This is a genomic window from Rhodococcus chondri, from assembly GCF_036327435.1.
Classification (GTDB): domain Bacteria; phylum Actinomycetota; class Actinomycetes; order Mycobacteriales; family Mycobacteriaceae; genus Rhodococcus; species Rhodococcus chondri.
This window is the reverse complement of sequence record NZ_JAUZMZ010000277.1, coordinates 1-3,877: the sequence shown is the minus strand read 5'-3', so window position 1 is coordinate 3,877 and position 3,877 is coordinate 1. Positions and strand designations below refer to the sequence as shown.

At 65.7% G+C, this 3,877-nt stretch carries 2 protein-coding genes; both read left to right on the top strand.

Going from position 1 to position 3,877, the window contains the following annotated elements; translation table 11 throughout:
* A partial coding sequence (locus tag Q8814_RS24910; protein WP_330154639.1) for an APC family permease occupies positions 1 to 1,829 on the top strand: 1,829 nt, incomplete at its 5' end.
* Between the two features lie 198 nt (positions 1,830 to 2,027).
* Positions 2,028 to 3,482, top strand: a complete 1,455-nt coding sequence (locus tag Q8814_RS24905; protein WP_330154638.1) for an MFS transporter — start codon at positions 2,028 to 2,030, stop codon at positions 3,480 to 3,482.
* The last annotated feature ends 395 nt before the right edge of the window (positions 3,483 to 3,877 follow it).

Here is a 3,877-nt window from a genome sequence, read left to right as displayed (position 1 = left end):
CGTTCGCGCCGTCGATCGGGGTGGCGGTCGCAGTTGTCCTGGCGGTGGTCGTGGCGAGCTACCGGCAGAACGTCCATGCCTATCCGTCCGGAGGCGGCGACTACGAGGTGGCGACGAAGAATCTCGGTGCCACCGCCGGGCTGATCGTCGGCAGTGCTCTGCTCGTCGACTACCTGCTGACGGTGGCGGTGTCGATCTCGGCCGCCGCCTCCAATATCGGCTCGGCGGTCCCGTTCGTCGCCCACCACACGGTGTTGTTCGCCGTGGGCGCCATCGTGATTCTCACGGCTGTCAACCTCCGTGGCCTGCGGGAGGCCGGGGTTGCGTTCGCGGTGCCGACCTACGGCTTCATGCTCTCCATGACGGTGATGCTCGGCTGGGGACTGACCCAGGTTTTCGTGTTCGGCAACGATCTTCGTGCGGAGTCGTCGGGCTTCGAGCTCGTCGCCGAGCCTTCCGCGGCGACCGGTCTCGCCTTCGCGTTCCTTCTCGCGCGTGCATTCTCGTCGGGGTGCGCGGCCCTGACCGGTGTGGAGGCGATCAGCAACGACGTCCCGGCCTTCCGGAAACCGAAGTCCCGTAACGCCGCGTCCACCTTGCTGATGCTCGGCGGTATCGCGGTGACCATGTTGCTGGGGATCATCGTGCTCGCTGACAGGCTCGGCGTGGTGATCGCCGAGGACCCCGGCACCCAACTGCGCGGGGCACCCGAGAACTATCATCAGAAGACCCTGGTCGTGCAGATCGCGGAAACCGTTTTCGCCGATTTCCGGCCGGGCTTCTACCTCATGACGGCGTTGACCGCCGTCATCCTGGTGCTGGCCGCCAACACCGCGTTCAACGGTTTCCCGGTCCTGGGATCGATCCTCGCGCAGGACCGCTACCTTCCGCGCCAGCTCCACACCCGGGGGGATCGGCTGGCGTTCAGCAACGGCATCGTCTTCCTGTCGGCCGCAGCGATCGTGTTCGTTGCCGCGTTCGGCGCCGAGGTGACGCGGCTGATCCAGCTCTACATCGTCGGGGTGTTCGTCTCGTTCACGTTGAGCCAGGCCGGCATGGTCAGGCACTGGACCGGGCACCTGTCGACGGAGAGCGACGTGCGGGAACGGCGGCGGATGCAGCGCTCACGCGTCGTGAACACGATCGGCCTGGCGATGACCTCCTCGGTCCTGGTGATCGTGCTGATCACGAAGTTCGTCGCCGGTGCCTGGATCGCGATCGTCGCGATGTCGGTCATGTTCGCCGTCATGAGAGCGATCCATCACCACTACGACAGCGTCGCCGAAGAACTGGAGGCGGCCGAGTGGGACGGGGTGCTGCCCAGTCGCACCCACTCGATCGTCCTGGTCTCCCAGCTCCACGGACCCGCCCTGCGCGCCGTGGCCTATGCGCGCGCCACCCGCCCGGACGTCCTCGAGGCGGTCACCGTCGACGTCGACGATGCCGACACCCGCGCACTGGTGGGTGCGTGGGAACGCAGCAATCTCCCCGTGCCGCTGAAGGTGATCGACTCGCCGTACCGAGAAATCACCCGTCCGGTAATCGACTACGTCAGCACAATCCGACGGTCCTCCCCGCGGGATGTGGTGACGGTGTTCATCCCCGAGTACGTGGTGGGGCATTGGTGGGAACAGCTCCTGCACAATCAGAGCGCGCTGCGCTTGAAGAGCCGATTGCTCTTTCAGCGCGGGGTGATGGTGACCAGCGTTCCGTGGCAGCTGCATTCCTCGGCGCGGACCGCCCGGCCGTCCCCGCGGTCCGTACCCGGCGCGGTTCGCCGTGGAATCAACCCCGACGAGGGCGTCGCTCCAGGTCCGAGATCGAGGTAGTCGACACTGGTGGTCCTCGCCACCGGACGAACGTGGCCCGCGAAATGTGTACCCGCCTCGTGGTCCGACAGGAATGCCCGGGTCGATCACTACCACCGGGCTGTCATCGGGCAGTCCCACTGAGCGGCATCCGACTCTTGTGACGTACCGCACCGCAATACCGTGCCTGTTCGGGGTCAGAGGAGTACAGGAGGCTGCATGAGTACCACGATCGCACCGGATCCACGGTCGTCCACACGCTCGCAACGGCGCTACGAGCGGTCGCGACCGGTTTGGCTGGTGGTGGCCGTGCTGATCGCAGTCGAGGTGATCAGTGCCTTCGAGACATCGATGATGTACGCGGCGCTGCCGACCTTCGCCCGCATCTTCGAAACGGACACCTCCGCTGTCGGCTGGACCGTGACCGCGTTCCTGTTGGTCGCCGCAGCTTCGGCGGCGGTGTGCGGGCGACTCGGCGACATGTACGGCCGCGAACGTGTGCTGATCATTGTTTTGATCTGCGCGGCATCGGGTTCGATCATCAGCATGGCATTCGGCACTCTCGAGGCCATCATCGCCGGCCGTGCAATTCAGGGTGTTGCGGGGGCGATCCTGCCGTTGTGCATCGGTCTGGCCCGCGAGCACCTGCCGGCGCACAAGGTGCCGATGGCCATTGCCTTGATCTCCGGTTCCGCCGTCGCGGCCGGTGCTGCCTCTGTTCTCGTCGCAGGCGTGCTGATCGACCTCGGCGACTGGCGATACATCTTCGTTGTCACCGCGGTCTACGCCGTCGTCTGCATCTTCCTGGTCGAAGCCGTACTCCCGTGGCGCCGCCGTGTCCGCCAGCGGCAACAGGTGGATTTCGTCGGCGCCGTCGGTCTGGCAGTCGCGGTGGCCACAATTCTGTTCGGCCTCACCCAGAGTCGGGCATGGGGATGGAGTGACGGTCTCGTGCTGGGCCCCATTCTCGTCGGCGCAGTGATCTTCGCGTGGTGGGTGTGGTGGGAGCTCGGCCGCACGTCCCCGATCGTCAACCTGCGTCTGCTGGCGGAACGGAACGTAGCTCTGACCATGGCCGCCGGCATCGCCCTCGGAGTCGGGCCGATCGGGGTGTCGACCATGCTGATTCCGATCATCATGCAGACGCCTACGAGTGCGCCGTTCGGGCTGGGGCTTTCGCCCACCTATGCCGGCATGCTCTCGTTCGTCGGTGCGATGATCGGTATGGCGTGCACGCCCGTTGCAGGCAAGATCGCCGCCGTGGTCGGTGCCAGGTCGTCGCTCCTGCTCGGAAGTGCCCTGTTCGGAATTGCGTGCGCCGGCTTCTTCTTCTTCCGCGATTCGGTCATCGGTATGACGATGCTGGTGGTGGCCAGTTCGATCGCAACGGCCTTCGCCTACACCGCGATGCCGAACCTGCTCGTCGAATTCGTTCCCGAGCACAACACCAGTGAGATGACCGGCAGCCAAACGGTTCTGCGGACCGCGGCGTCGGCGGTGGGTACCTCGGTCGCAACGTTGCTCCTCGCCTACCTGGTGGTGCCGGGGACATCGACACCGACGGTCGCGGGACTCGGCGCGGTCTGCGCGATGCTCGCGTTGGCCTGCCTTGCCGCGGTGATCCTGGCTCTCGGTATCAAGTACCGGTCGACGAGCGCAGTCGTCCGACCCTGATCATCAGGCCGACTCCGCGGTCGTCGCAGCGTGCAGGCGTCATGGTCACCCGTCGGTGACCATGACGCAACTGCAGATGAAGACACAGTGATCGACTGGGAAATCGAGCCGAAGGAGCCGAGGCGCCGAGTCCTCGAGCACCCTCCTCCACCGGTGAACAGACACGGCAGATCCGGTGTGGCGGAGAACTGATGTTTCCTCGCCGTACCGATCACGCCGGCACCCACCGAATCAGCATTTATCGTCCCACCGCGGCCGCCCGGCTTGTTAGCCTCGATTTTTCGCGCGGCCTGACCGGAGGTCGGGTTTGCGTCGTTCGATGCTGATTTCAGTGTCAGGGCACGAGGATGCACCCGACACCGCTCGGGTGGGAGCCCGGTTCCACGGTCCGGGAA